The organism is Microcoleus sp. N9_A1 (assembly GCF_036701795.1).
Taxonomy (GTDB): domain Bacteria; phylum Cyanobacteriota; class Cyanobacteriia; order Cyanobacteriales; family Microcoleaceae; genus Microcoleus.
In genome coordinates this window covers 1-14223 of sequence record NZ_JAUBRI010000017.1, presented here as the reverse complement: position 1 = coordinate 14223, position 14223 = coordinate 1, and the positions used below count along the sequence as shown (strand labels likewise).

Here is a 14223-nt window from a genome sequence, read left to right as displayed (position 1 = left end):
CTCGATCGCTACTTCGGTCGCGAGCGGGGACGCTCGCACTGATACGATCCAAATATATAATTATGATGGAACCGGAAACGATATAAATCCTAACCTAGTTAACACAAGAGGGCTTGTCTTATGGTTCAGACAAAAACTAAACTAACATTTGCAGATTTTCTCGAAAAGTACCCCGACGGATCGGGCATCTACGAACTTGTAAATGGAGAGATTGTCAAAGTGGAAGCAACCAGAGCTCATAAAAATGTGGCACGATTTCTTGTTAAGTCTTTCGACAGAGAAAGCGATCGCTTGGGGCTTGACTATATCGTTGACAAAGATATAGTTTTGAGAACTGTAACAGCTTCAGGACAAGAACAAGGCAGAAATCCTGATGTTGGCGTGGTTAAGGCATCAGTATGGAACAGCAATGTACGTGGCTACGGAGCCCTTACCGAACCTATCCAATTAGCAGTAGAAGTTACCTCAACTAACTGGGAAGACGACTATGTGGATAAACTAGATGAGTATCAAAGGCTCGGCATTTGTGAGTATTGGATTGTGGACTATTTAGCGATCGCTTCTAGGGCTTATCTAGGAAATCCCAAAATTCCCACAGTTTTCGTTTACTCTTTGGAAAATGGCAGTTATTTAGTTCAAAGTTTTAGAGGTAATGAGCGCATTATCTCTAAAACTTTTCCCGAACTAGAAATCACTGTCGAGCAACTTGTACTCAGCAGCCAAATTCAAAACCTTTAGAGCAACGAGATGAGCTTACACTAATAAACTTTATCCTGGAAAGAGTGTTTTTATGCCTCCCTTCCATTACTCGTTACTATTTGCACCCTTCTCAAGAACAGGCAAGATGCCTGTTCCACAAAGAGTAGATTTTATTGTGGGGAGTAGGGGTTGGGCATTTTGGCTGCCCATAAGTTACTCCCTACTGTTTGCTTTCCTGTTGCTATTTCCCACTTCCGCGATCGCCCAAATTATCCCCGATAATTCCCTAGGCCCGGAAAATTCGCGGACTGTTCCCGATACTATCAACAACTTACCCTCAGATAGAATCACTGGCGGCGCAACTCGCGGCGTTAACCTTTTTCACAGTTGGCGCGAATTCAACATCAAAGAAGGGCGGGGAGCTTATTTTGAAAATCCCAGCGGTGTCGCTAATATTTTCACCCGCGTTACGGGCCCAAACCCTTCAAATATTTTAGGAACTCTGGGAGTTTTAGGCAACGGTAACTTATTTTTAATTAATCCGAAAGGAATTATATTCGGGCCGAATGCGCGGTTAGATTTGCGCGGTTCCTTTATCGGTTCAACCGCTGACAGTATTGTGTTTAATAACGGCGTTGAATTTAGCAGCACAAACCCGCAAACATCCCCGCTATTAACCGTTAATATTCCGGTTGGTTTAAGATTTAGAGACAATCCCGGTGCAATTGTCAATCAATCGACGGCTATAGGAAAGGTAAACCTGCCAGCCTCTGCTGTGGCAATCCCGATTAGCGATCGAGTTGGTTTAGCCGTAGATCCAGGTCAAACTTTAGCCTTAATTGGCGGCGATATCCAACTCCCAGGCGGCAATTTAACCGCCAGCAGCGGACAAATTTTACTCGGTAGCGCAGCCAGTCCCGGTTTAGTTAATTTCGCACTGAATCCTGCTGTTACTTTGCAGGGTAATTTAACTGTTAATTATGACAAGATTCAGAACTTCGGCAATATTCAAATAGCCGATGGCACACTCATCAACACCAGCGGAATTGGTGGCGGCCGAGTAGAGTTAAAAGGTGGAAATGTCGCCCTCAGCGGTGCGCGAATTTATGCGCTGACACTGGGAAATATTGATGGTAGAGGTATCGAGATCAGCGCCCAAAAGTTGCGAGTGGAAAACGGAACGCAATTTTCTACCCTGACTCTAGGAGATGGTGCAGGAGGCAATATCAACATCCGCGCTGCTGATTCAGTAGAAATGATCGGGCTGGGAGTTGAGGGCTATCAACAGCTTTCAATTAAATATTTGGTATCGGGAACTACAGACCCGTTTGACCCACTATTTGTGCTGTTTAATGCTAGTGCAGGCGCTGGTTCGGGGGGGGATATTACGATCGACACCGGCCGCCTGCTCTTCAACAATGGGGTAGTAGGTAGCGGCATCGCTTTTGGCGGTGGAAATGGCGGAAATTTAATCATTCGCGCCAATACTTTTGAGATGGTGGGTTCTGGAATTAACAACGGGACAGCTAAAGAAAGTACCGGTGCGGGAGGAAGCATTAGTGTTGATGTCGCGAGATTAATTATGCGCGATGGTTCTATTCTCGGTACGACGAGCTACAGCAGCGGCCCGTCAGGGAATATCAACATTAAAGCTGCTGAATCAGTAGAATTGTCTAACAGCGGCCCGACAACAGTTGTGTCAACCGGAATTAGCACGCTGAGTATCGGCTCAAACGGAAGGGCGGGGAATATTAACGTCGATACCAAGCGGTTGACTCTCTCTGGGGGTTCTGCGTTTACAGTAGGATCGGGTGTGTTAATTGGCAGGTTTTTGTTTTCTAGGGATGGGGGGCCTGCTGGAAATTTAACAGTTACGGCTACTGAATCAGTAGAAATTTCAGGTATTTCTCAACTTCTGACCAGCGGAATTCAGAGTGCTAGTGCGCTGAGTTCTGGAACTTTGAGCTCTAGTCCGGGCGGGGATATTCGCATTGATACGCCAAGCCTAACCGTGCGGGATGGGGGGGTAATTTCTACGAGTTCTTTGGGGGTGGGAGATGTGGGGAATATTACTGTTAATGCCGATCGCATTGAGGTCAGCGGCAGCGGAAATAACGGTCTGTTTGTCAGTACAATTGATGCTTCGGTGGGCAAAATATTTGGTACTAATCCCCAGGCGACGGCAAATGCGGGTTCGTTGAATCTGAATGCCGATCGACTAATTGTCCGAGATGGAGCTACAGTGACAGTGCAGGCTACGGGAACAGGACGCGCTGGTAATATCAATATTGTCGCAAACTCGATCGCTCTTGACAACAAAGCGAGGATTGACGGTACGACTGTATCCGGTACAGGAGCAAATATTAACCTGCAAGCGCGAGACATCCAATTACGCCACAACAGCCAAATTACAACCGATGCAGGCAGTTCGGACGGCGGCAATATCAACATCAACAGCGACATTCTTGTCGCCCTCCCGCAAGAAAACAGCGACATCACAGCCAACGCCCGCACAGCAGGCGGCGGCCGCGTCAATATCGATGTCCCCAATGTCTTCGGTTTTACAGCAGCGAGTCGCGAACAAGTCAGAAGCAGGTTGGGGCTCAGTGACGGCGAATTTGCAGCGTTGCAAGTAAGTCCTACATCTCTGCTTCCCAGCAGCGACATCGCCGCGATTTCCCAAAGTGGCGGCCCGGCTTTGCAAGGGGCAGTAACATTTAGTTCTGTTGGAGTGAATCCGGCTCAAGGTTTAGTGGAACTGCCACAAAATGTGGTCAATCCGGCTGCGTTAATTGCTGCAAATCCCTGCATCCGAGGGGCTGAGAATGAGTTTACTGTGACTGGACGGGGGGGATTGCCACCGAGTCCTCACGATGCCCTCACCAGTAATTCTAGCCAGTTTAATTGGGTGGAACCAGCGGTAGGTGCAAGTCAGCAAGTAGAAGGCCTCATAGCATCCATAGAACTTCGGCCAACAGAAATTATTCCCGCTCAAGGTTGGGTAATGGACGATCGAGGACAAGTAACGCTGTTAGCCTATAATTCTGGTGGTGGTGCATCTATTCGCAGTCCGAAATCGACCGGTGTTTGCGTACCTCAATAGGTACTCTTCAGGTTTTAGCTAATCCCTCGCTATTTTTCTCATATTAAATTAACAAAACTTCAAAGATGCGCTGCCAATCTTCCGCCCTCTTTTTTGCATTCTTACTGCTGTTTCCTGTCCGTGCGATCGCCCAAATCATCCCCGATAATAGCTTGGGTGCAGAAAGTTCGCGCACAGTTCCCGATACGATTAATAACTTACCATCGGACAGAATAGAAGGCGGTGCAACTCGCGGAGTAAATTTATTTCACAGCTTACGAGAATTTAACGTGGGTGAAGGCAGAGGAGCATATTTTGCCAATCCTAACGGGATTGCCAATATTTTTACCCGCGTTACTGGGGGCAATCCTTCTAATATTTTAGGTGTGTTAGGAGTCCAAGGAAATGCCAACTTATTTTTACTTAATCCCAAAGGAATTGTCTTTGGTTCTAATGCGAGGTTAGATTTGCGTGGTTCCTTTTTAGCAAGTTCTGCTGATAGCGTATTTTTCAATAATGGCTATCAATTTAGCAGTAGCAATTCGCAATCAGTACCGCTGTTAAATGTCAATATACCTATCGGTTTAAATTTTCGAGAAAATTCTGGTAAAATCATTAACAATTCAGCAGCACCAGCCTTGAATTTACCACAATTACCTCCGGGAATCCCGCCGATTTTCAATAACATGGGCTTAGCAGTTGCTCCCGGACAAACTCTTGCCATAGTGGGCGGAGATATTGAATTAAATCAGGGAACACTCACTGCATCAACCGGACAAATTTTGCTGGGTAGCGTCGCTAGTCCGGGGATGGTTGGATTGGGGGTAACGCCATTTGGATTAAGTTTAAACTATGACAAAATTGCCAACTTTGGTAATATTGAAATGACCAACGGCTCACTGATCAATACCAGTGGACTTGGTGGTGGCAAAGTCGAGATTCGAGGTGGAAATGTCAACCTCAATAATGGGCGAATTTATGCCCTGACTTTGGGAAATATTGATGGCAGGGCGATCGGCATTAACGCTCAAAATTTTCTAGCCCAAGGTGGAACGCAAATCTCCACAATGACAGTAGGAAGTGGTGCCGGAGGCGCGATCGACATTCGCGCTACCGACTCAGTAGAAATGCTCGGAATTGGATTAGATAACTATAGAGTGTTTGGTGGTCAGTATACGCTATCTGGCTCTTTCGACCCTTTTGACCCACAACTTGTGCTGATAACTGGCACTAATAGCATGGGAGCCGCCGGAAACCTCACGATTGATACGGGAAAACTGTTGATGGACAATGGAAGCGCATTGACTACCACCACGTTAGGTGCTGGCAACGCCGGAAATATTACCATCCGTGCCGGGGTTTTAGATATGGTCGCTTCTGCAATCCACAGTGGTCCACTTTTGGCGAGTACGGGTAGGGGAGGAAATATCACCTTTGAGGGAGAACGTTTAAGCGTGAGCGATGGTGCTGCTCTGATCAGCCTCGCCCGCGGTGAAGGAGGAGCGGGGAATATCAACATTAAAGCGAATGAATCAGTAGAAGTGCTGCGGACTCCCACTGGAAGTCCCGTAGCAAGTTTAATTGGGTCAACTGCGAGCGGTGTGAATGGGCAAGCCGGGGACATTAATATCGACACGAAGCGGTTGATTATCTCTGAAGGAGGCGGAATTAGTTTATCTAGCGGAACAGTTGTGGGCAACCAACTGTTGAATACAACTGGGGGGCCCGGAGGTAATTTGACAGTTAGGGCCACTGAGTCAGTAACAGTCGAGGGTTTTTCTGGAGTTTTGGCGAATGGGAGTCGGAATCCCAGTTTCATCTGCGCTGATGCCAATACTGCTAATCGGGGAGGGAGTATCAACATTTCTACACCTGTACTGACTCTCCGGGGTGGAGGAGTTATTAGCACTGCATCTTTAGGCCAAGGAGATGCCGGAAGCATTACGATCGATGCAGGTCGTGTAGAAGTTATTGGGAATGGGGGTCAAGGTGAATTTAACAGTCAAATTCAGACTTCCGTTGGGATTGCATCTGAGCTTATCGATCCTAATGCGACGGCTAACGGAGGTTCGTTGAATCTAAATGTCGGGGAATTGATTCTTCGCAATGGGGGAACACTCAATCTGCAAGCTTTGGGTTCGGGACAGGCTGGTAACATTAACGTCAAAGCAGATTCAATTTCCCTTGACAACCAAAGCAGCATTGACGGTAGAACGGCATCCGGTCCCGGAGCAAATATTAACCTCGAAGCACGAGATGTCCAGTTGCGCCGAGGGAGCAGAATTACAACTGATGCAAGTATTTCTGATGGTGGCAATATCAACATTAAAAGCGATATTCTGGTCGCCCTGCCGCAAGAAAATAGCGATATTACTGCTAATGCGCGATCGGCTCAAGGTGGTCGCGTTAATATTAATGTCCCCAATGTTTTTGGGTTTACATCAGTCACTCGCGAACAGGTGCGAGCGAGTTTGGGATTAACAGATGCTGAATTTGCAGCGTTGCAAGTAAGTCCTACATCTTTAATTCCTACCAGCGACATCGCGGCGATTTCTCAAAGTAGCGGCCCGGCTTTGCAAGGTACTGTTACATTTAGTTCTTCTGGGGTAAATCCCGCTCAAGGTTTAGTGGAACTGCCACAAAATGTGGTGAATCCGGCTGCGTTAATTGCTGCAAATCCCTGCATCCAAGGAGCCGAGAGCGAGTTTACCGCTACTGGGAAAGGAGGAGTGCCACTCAGTCCTAATGATGTTCTTAGCAGCCCTCTATCGCCGTTGCCTTGGGTTGAACCAGCGGTAGGTGGAAGTCAGCAAATAGAAGGCCAAAGACCATCCCTCGAAATTCGACCCACAGAAATTATTCCCGCTCAAGGTTGGGTAATGGACGATCGAGGACAAGTGACGCTGGTAGCGTATAATTCACATGGTGGTGCATCTCTTCGCAGTCCGAAATCGACGGGTGTTTGCGTACCTCAATAGGTACTCTTCAGGTTTTAGTTACCCGATCGTTATTTTCCTAATATTAAATTAACCAGACTTAAAAGATGCCCCGCCAATCTTCCGCCCTATTTTTTGCATTTTTACTGCTGTTGCCTTTCCCTGCGATCGCCCAAATCATCCCCGACAGCAGCTTGGGCGCAGAAAGTTCGCGCACAGTTGGCGACACGATTAATAACTTACCCTCGGACAGAATAGAAGGCGGTGCAACTCGCGGCGTTAACCTATTTCACAGTTTACGCGAATTTAACATCCGTGAAGGGCGGGGAGCATATTTTGCCAATCCCAGCGGAATTGCCAACATCTTCACCCGCGTTACTGGTGGCAACCCTTCTAATATTTTAGGAACTCTGGGAGTTTTGGGAAACAGTAACTTATTTTTAATTAACCCAAAAGGGATTGTCTTCGGGCCCAATGCTCGGTTAGATTTGCGTGGCTCATTTATCGGTTCAACTGGTAGCGGAATTCTTTTTGATAATGGCTTTGAATTTAGTGCAGCTAATTCTAATTCAGTGCCATTGTTAGCGATCAATATTCCTGTGGGTTTAAAATTTAGAGACAATCCCGGTACAATTGTCAATTCTTCCCAAACACTGGCTCCTACATCAGCCTTACCCCCACTACCCATAGAAATTCCTGCTTTTGAAAAACTCGGTTTAGCAGTAGACCCAGGTCAAACTTTAGCATTAATTGGTGGCGACATTCAACTGCAAGCAGGAAATCTAACTGCTTATACCGGACAAATTCTTCTCGGTAGTGTCAACAGTCCAGGTTTAGTGCAATTTGAACCAACAGCTTTAGGTCTGAATTTAAACTATGACAATATTCAGAACTTTGGAAATATTGAAATGAACGGTGCATTTATAAATACCAGCGGATTAGGAGGTGGAAAAGTCGATATTCGAGGTGGAAATATTAATCTTAACGGTTCAGGAATTTATGGACTGACACTCGGAAATATAAATGGTAGAGGCATTGACATCAATTCCCAAAACTTACGAGTAGAGGGGGGGTCGCAAATTTTCGCCTCCACACTGGGAGAGGGGAGAGGAAGCGATATCAACATCCGCGCTACTGACTCAGTAGAAATGATCGGGTTGGGAATTGAGGGCTATCAGCAGCTTACAGAAAATTTTCAGACATCTGGAACAGGCAACCCCTTTATTTCGCAAATCGTTCTGTTCACTAGCGCTATTGGCAGTGGAGCAGCCGGAGATATTAACATTGAAGCCGGACGGCTGTTGATGAGCAATGGGGTAGTGGGCGGTGCCCCCACCTTTGGTGCTGGGAATGGCGGAAATCTGACTATCCGCGCCAACACCGTCGAACTCGTGAGTTCAACGCTCTATAACGGAACAACGAACGAAAGCACTGGTCAAGGCGGAAACATCTCTGTTGAAGCGCAACGGTTAATGCTGCGCGATGGCGGTGCGTTTGCGAGCTTCAGCCTTAGTGATGGAGCATCGGGGAATATCGCGATTAAAGCGAGTGAATCGGTGGAATTATCGGGTAGTCTTCCTGGAGGTCTAGGGCAAACTCGGCTCGGCACGAATACTTTTGATGGGAATGGAAAAGGTGGGGATATTACGATCGACACTAAGCGGTTGAGTGTTTCTAATGGAGCCACAATTAGTTTAACGACTGGTGCGATTTTTGGCGAAGTCGTGTTTTCTACAAGTGGGGGGACGGGAGGAAATTTAAGTGTGAGAGCCTCCGAGTCTATAGAAGTGAGCGGCGAGTCAAGATTTTTGGGGAATGCGGGCTATGTAGCAAGTTCTTTTGTTACTCAAACTGCAAGTTCTGGTAGGGGTGGAGATATCCGCCTCTCAACACCTAAACTAACTGTGCAGAATGGCGGGGTTATTTCTGCGGCTTCTTTGGGTATAGCAGATGCAGGAGATATTACAATTAATGCCGATCGCTTACAAGTGCAAGGTATTGGGAGTAACAGTGGGTTGAGGAGTGGAATTGAGGCCTCGGTTGGTAGGGCGTTTAATGCTGTAAATCCCACTGCTAGCGGAAATGCAGGCTCGTTGAATTTGAATGCTAATCAATTGATTCTTCGGGATAGTGCAGTTGTTAATGTTCAATCTTCAGGAACAGGTAGGGCTGGCAATATTAACGTTGTAGCTAACTCAATTTCCCTGGATAATAAAAGCATAATTGATGGCACGACTGTCTCGGGAACAGGGGCAAATATTAACCTGCAAGCGCAAGATATTCAGTTACGGCGCGGCAGTAGAATCACCACGGATGCAGGTATTTCTGAGGGCGGTAATATCAGAATTAATAGCGATATTTTGGTAGCTTTACCCCGAGAGAATAGTGATATTACAGCTAATGCTCGCACAGCTAGGGGCGGACAAGTTACGGTCAATGTACCAAATATCTTTGGCTTTACAAGCCTTAACCGCGACCAAGCTAGAAGTAGTTTAGGACTTACTGATGCTCAATTTGCAGCGTTGCAAGTAAGTCCTACTTCTCTAATTCCTACCAGCGATATTGCGGCGATTTCCCAAAGTAGCGGCCCGGCGTTGCAAGGTACTGTAACATTTAGCTCTTCTGGAGTGAATCCGGCTCAAGGTTTAGTGGAACTGCCACAAAATGTGGTCGATTCGGCTGCTTTAATTGCGGCAAATCCCTGCACGCAAGAGGCCGAGAGCGAGTTTACAGCTACTGGGAAAGGAGGAGTGCCTCCAAGTCCTAATGATGCCCTCAGCAGCCCTCTATCGCCGTTGCCGTGGGTGGAAGAGGCAGGAAGTTCGGCAACTAGCAATGTAGAGGATTTAACCGATCGAGGGAAGAAGGAAGAAGGGGCAATCCTCGATCGGGAAGTTGTTCCGGCGCAAGGTTGGGTGGTGAATGCGAAAGGAGAAGTTATGCTTGTTGGATATAATCCGGGTAATGCTGCTGACTCTCGCAATCCTCGACCGAGTTCTGTTTGTGTGCCGCGTTGAAATTAGGTTTTTTTTGACCTCACATCTTGCACCATTCTCAAGAACGGGCAAGATGCCCATTCCACAAGAGATGAATTTTCTTGTGGAACAGGCATATTGCCTGTTCCTAAGCAAGTAATTGAGAAGGGTGCAACATCTCAGTTTAACCGCAGATTTAGGCGGATTAACGCAGATAAAGAATAAGATGTATTTGGGTTAATTGGTATCTGTGTCTGCGGTTGTAATTTTATTTTCTAAATATGAAGTTTACCCGATCGCTCCGGCAAGTAATTCTGTTATTTGTGATTTCCTGTCTGCTATCCGTTGCGATTCCTCCGGGAGTTGCTCAGATTAATCCACCACAAGCGGTGCAGCTTGTCCGACAAGCTCGAACTCTGTACCGAGAGGAACGTTTTTCGGAAGCCGTACCCTTGTTGCAGCAAGCGGCGACCCAGTTTGAGGCAAAAGGCGAAAATCTCGATCGCGCCACAGCTTTGAGCAATTTAGCTGCAACCTATGGGCAGTTGGGGCTTTGGGAACAAGCAGAAAAAGCTGTAAATTCAAGTTTGTCGGCTGTGCGAACACAGGCAAAAACTCCCGAACAGCAGCGGATTTTGGCTGAAACTCTCAACATTCAAGGACAGTTGCAACTCGAACGGGGGCAGACTCAAGATGCGATCGAGGTTTGGACGCAAGCTGCTAAAATATTCGAGCAAATTGATAGAAAAAACCAACTTTTTCAAGTTCAAATTAATCAAAGTCGGGCTTGGGAAATTCTCGGACTTTACCCCAGAGCTTGCAAAATTCTTTTAGCTTCTTTCAAGTTGGAAAACCCAACTTGCGAAGTTTCGGCAGCGGGTTTGGAAACTTTGAAAAATCAGCCTGTTTCTCTCGAACAAGTCCGGGCAATTCATGCTTTAGGGCGGGTATTGCGGGTTTTGGGACAACTGGAACGATCGCAGGATGTGCTTTCGGCTGGACTTGAAGCAGCCCAAAAATTAGGTTCCCGGCCAGAGGAGGCTGCAATTTATCTCAATCTGGGCAATACGGTACGGGCTAAAAGCAATAAACCGGGTTTGACACCAGAACAGCGGGCTGATTGGGAACGCTTTGCCCTAGAGTATTATGGTCGATCGATCCAGGCGACCCCGGATCGATCGCTCCTACAAATTCAAGCAAAGTTAAACCAATTGAGTTTGTTGGTCGATCGCCAAGATTGGTCTGAAGCAGAGGCTTTGTGGCGTTCTATCGAGCCTCAAACCGCTCAATTTGGGTCGAACCGCGCTGGACTTTACGCTCAAATTAATCTAGCTCAAAGCTTGATGAAATTAGCTCAGTCGCCTGCGAAAACTTTGAGTTTAAGCGAGATTGACACAATGCTCGATCGCTCTGTCGAACCAGCAAACAGTTTGGGCGACAAACGAATACAAGCTTATATTCTGGCAGCTAAAGGCAAACTATCGGAAATCCAACAGCAGTATCAGACTGCGGAAAATATCACAATTCAGGCTTTGAGTTTAGCACCAGCGTTTCAATCTCCTGATATTGCTTACCAATTATTTTGGCAACTGGGACGGATTCGGAAAGCTCAGGGGAATACAGAAGGGGCGATCGCTCAATATACTCAAGCTGTGAATGTACTGTCTTCTTTGCGGGGCGATTTGGTGACAGTCAATCCCGAAGTGCAGTTTTCGTTTCGGGAAAGTGCCGAACCGGTTTATCGGGAATTAGTCGGGCTGCTTTTGCAAGACGAATCTCCCAGTCAAGCTAAATTGAAACTGGCGCGCCAAACGGTGGAATCTTTGCAGTTGGCGGAATTGGACAACTTTTTTCGGGATGCTTGCGCTGATGCTAAACCAAAGTCGATCGAGGAAATTGATCCGACAGCGGCGGTGATTTATCCGATTATTTTGAGCGATCGTTTGGAGGTAATTTTGTCAATTCCCGGCAAACCCCTGCGCCGCTACGCTACGAAGAAGTCTCAAGCTGAGTTGGAAACTGCCTTCAGACAAGCCAAAAATGTCATCAGGCCTTCTGCTTTTCCCCGCGACAGGTTGCCCCCGGTTCAACAGGTTTACGACTGGTTAATCCGCCCTGCGGAAGCGGATTTGACGGCTAGCGGGATTAAAACTCTGGTATTTGTGCTCGACGGTTATTTGCGAAATCTGCCGATGGCTGTGCTGCACGACGGTGAAAAGTTTTTGGTAGAAAAATACAGTATTGCTTTAGCGCCGGGACTGCAACTGCTGGCACCGAAACCGCTGAGCCAAGTCAAGTTAAAAGTGCTCACCGCTGCCCTCTCGGAAGCGCGTCAAGGCTTCTCGGCTTTGCCGGGGGTGAGGCAGGAAGTTCAACAAATTGCAGCCGAGATGCCGGCGAGTTCGCTGCTGAATGAAGATTTTGTCAGCGGGCGGTTGCACGATCGAATTAAAGCTTTGTCTTACCCGATCGTCCATTTGGCAACTCACGGTCAGTTTAGCTCGAATGCGGCGGATACTTTTATTGTGACTTGGGACGAGCGGGTGAATGTTAAGGAGTTCGATCGACTGCTGCGAGCCCGCACTGGGGAGAAACAACAGCCGATCGAACTTTTGGTTTTGAGTGCTTGCGAAACTGCTTCGGGCGATAACCGGGCGGCTTTGGGTTTGGCCGGGGCCGCAATTCGATCGGGTGCCCGCAGCACCGCCGCCACCCTTTGGCAAGTCAACGACGAATCTACAGCTATCTTTATGACTGAGTTTTACAAGCAACTGGCTTCTTCTAAAACCAGCAAAGCTGAAGCCCTCCGCAACGCTCAATTAACTCTGTTGCAAAACCCAGAGTATCAGAATCCGTATTTCTGGGCACCTTTCGTGCTAGTGGGGAATTGGCAATAAGGCAGGCGATTTGGGATTTGAGATTGTGGATTTTAGATTGGGAAAGACTGATGCTCTATTCGTGTTGGTTTTTTGTTAAAGATTGTAAACTGTTAACGAGTGCTTTCTGCATCTAATATTTTTTCGAGGAGTCCCATGAAGCAACTTTTGATTGCTGAGCGCTTTTGCCTAATTGCCCACGTCTTGTCAATGGCTTTTGGATTGGCAGGGTTGCTGCTGATTTTACCCCGTCCCGAATTGGTGATGAGTTTGCCACCAGCAGGGCAAACGCTATTCCAGTGGGGGATGGCTGGGGGTGGAGTAGTTTATATCATCTTTGGTGCTGCAGCGGTTGCTCTCTATGCCTTGCGGACGTTGGGTTGGGGTGCAACTCTGGGTTTTTTAGTGCCTTCTGTGTTTTTGTCCTTGAGTAGCGAGTTGTTGGGAACGAGTACGGGTTTTCCTTTCGGCAACTACCATTATTTGAGCGGTTTGGGCTACAAAATTGCAGGGCTGGTTCCGTTTACAATTCCTCTGTCGTGGTTTTATCTGGGACTGGTTTCCTATGTAATTGCTCGCGCTGGAGTAGCGGTTGGTAAAGGTGAACTCAACTGGGTGCGCCAAATAGGGGCGATCGCCCTTGGTGCTTTGCTGCTAACAGCTTGGGATTTTGTACTAGATCCGGCGATGAGTCAAACTTCTGTGCCTTTTTGGGAGTTTGAGGAACTTGGCGCTTTCTTTGGGATGCCTTACCGCAATTTGGCTGGATGGATGGGTACGGGGGCGCTATTTATGTCTGTAGCAGCTTTCTTGTGGAGAAAAACACCGATTAAATTAGAGCGATCGGAATTGGGTTTGCCCTTAATTGTTTATTTGGTAAACTTTGCTTTCGGAGCAATTATCACTGTAACTTCGTTGGATTCTCGGTTCTGGTTCCCGACATCGCTAGCGGTGCTTCTGGGTGTAGTTCCGGCGATCGCGTTAAGCTGGATCGCTAAACCCGCAACAGGTGACGTAACCGAAACAATGCCGTCTTTGGATACATCTGTGATCACGGCTGAAATTCCACCTCAGCCCGTGGGCGTTTTGCGTAAGTGAGTTGCTAGTGAGCAACCCCGGCTGATTTAGCAAAAATTTACACTAAATTTTGAGCTAGTTTAAAAACCCGGTTTCTACAAGAAACCGGGTTTTTCAGTGGCGATTTTTTCAGGCCCAATTCCTGTAATATGTTTGAGGTCAAAATTTTATTGAATTTTTTAAATTGATATCAGTTACCAAAAAAATGAACTGTCAATAAGCTCCCAACCCATATCCCAATACGGTTGGGTTAAGCTCGATCCCCCCTAACCAAGGGCGGGCACGGGGGCACCGCCCCTACTAAGGCAGGGCTGTTTCATTCTCACCAAAAACATGAATTTTGTAGGGGTAGTGCCCCCGTGCCTACCCCCGACCTAGACGATTCGATCGGCAGGTCAGACCAAGAGGGCCGGCACGGGGGCACGGCCCCTACGGATAATGAAACAGCCCTGCCTACTAAGGGGGGGACAAGAACTTACTCTTGCGTCCCCCTTCTCATCCGCTACCGTGTACACACAAGTCCAGCTAGACTGGGTTTGAGAAGTTAGAAACAAAATAAATCATGGAAAATCCCATCC

The 14223-nt window shown here is 47.4% G+C and carries 6 protein-coding genes; all 6 read left to right on the top strand.

Translation table 11 applies throughout. The annotated features are described in order from the left end of the window. Positions 1-120: 120 nt before the first annotated feature. The 6 genes from QUA58_RS10565 to cruF all read left to right on the top strand — a co-directional run bounded on the left by QUA58_RS10565 (position 121) and on the right by cruF (position 13666). On the top strand, positions 121-738 hold the full coding sequence (locus QUA58_RS10565; protein ID WP_333393977.1) for a Uma2 family endonuclease: 618 nt from the start codon (positions 121-123) through the stop codon (positions 736-738). 106 nt (positions 739-844) lie between these two features. Further along, entirely contained in the window at positions 845-3802 is a 2958-nt protein-coding gene (locus QUA58_RS10560) for an S-layer family protein (RefSeq protein WP_333393975.1), read from the top strand. 65 nt (positions 3803-3867) lie between these two features. Continuing rightward, entirely contained in the window at positions 3868-6759 is a 2892-nt protein-coding gene (locus tag QUA58_RS10555; protein WP_333393974.1) for a two-partner secretion domain-containing protein, read from the top strand. Positions 6760-6824: 65 nt separating this feature from the next. Continuing rightward, on the top strand, positions 6825-9734 hold the full coding sequence (locus QUA58_RS10550; RefSeq protein ID WP_333393972.1) for an S-layer family protein: 2910 nt from the start codon (positions 6825-6827) through the stop codon (positions 9732-9734). A 239-nt stretch (positions 9735-9973) separates the two neighbouring features. Then, entirely contained in the window at positions 9974-12589 is a 2616-nt protein-coding gene (locus QUA58_RS10545) for a CHAT domain-containing protein (RefSeq protein WP_333393971.1), read from the top strand. A 135-nt stretch (positions 12590-12724) separates the two neighbouring features. Continuing rightward, positions 12725-13666, top strand: coding sequence for a gamma-carotene 1'-hydroxylase CruF (gene cruF / locus QUA58_RS10540; RefSeq protein WP_333249876.1), 942 nt, complete (start codon positions 12725-12727; stop codon positions 13664-13666). Positions 13667-14223 lie beyond the last annotated feature (557 nt).